At 68.0% G+C, this 791-nt stretch carries 1 protein-coding gene; it reads right to left on the bottom strand.

Annotated features, from left to right (window positions below; translation table 11 throughout):
- Positions 1-23: 23 nt before the first annotated feature.
- On the bottom strand, positions 24-791 hold a 768-nt coding region (locus ACYSM9_RS21880; protein WP_461859047.1), incomplete at its 5' end, for a cupin domain-containing protein.

Genomic DNA, 791 nt, shown 5'->3' with positions numbered 1-791 from the left:
GAGGCGGAGGGTGAGGAGTTTCATTACTTGGTGCGTCCTTCGATGTAGGTGCGGTTGAAGTTCAGGCGCTCAAAGATGGGGGCGTCGCTGAACCGGAAAAGATCAAACTCGGATTCGGCCTGCAGGGACCAGGCGGCCCAGGACGGGACGACGAACAGGTCGCCCTTGGCCAGGACCCGGGTTTCGCCGTTGAGGGTCACGGTGCCGGTGCCTTCGAAGACCTGCCAGACGCTGGAGCCCACCTCGCGGAGCGGCTCGGTGGTGGCGCCGGCGCGGAGCCGGTGGAATTCTGCGCGGATGGTGGGCATGACATCCCCGCCGGTGGTGGGGTTGGTGTAGCGGATGGCGGCGTGGCCCTGGGACACGGTGGCGGGGTGGCCCTCGTCCTCCAGGAGCAGCTGTTCACGGAGGGCGGCGTCGGTGTACTTCCAGCGGTACGCGGCGATGGGGGAGTTGGTGGTGTTCTCCAGGCCGGAGAGCGGGCGGAGGCCGGGGTGGGCCCAGAGCCGTTCGGAGCGGGAGATGTCCGGGGTGGCCTCGTCCGTGACGCGCTCGGTGCCGAACTCGAAGAACCCGGCGTCGGCGTAGTGGACGAACGGGATGTCCAGGCCGTCGATCCAGGCCATCGGTTCGTCGGTGTCGTTGTGGTGGCCGTGGAAGTTCCAGCCCGGGGTGAGCAGGAAGTCGCCGCGGGACATGCGGACCGGGTCACCGTTCACGACGGTCCATACGCCTTCGCCTTCGACGACGAAGCGGAAGGCGTTCTGGGAGTGCCGGTGCTCCGGGGCGGT

Source organism: Arthrobacter sp. C152 (assembly GCF_054890965.1).
This window is presented reverse-complemented; position numbering and strand designations above follow the sequence as displayed.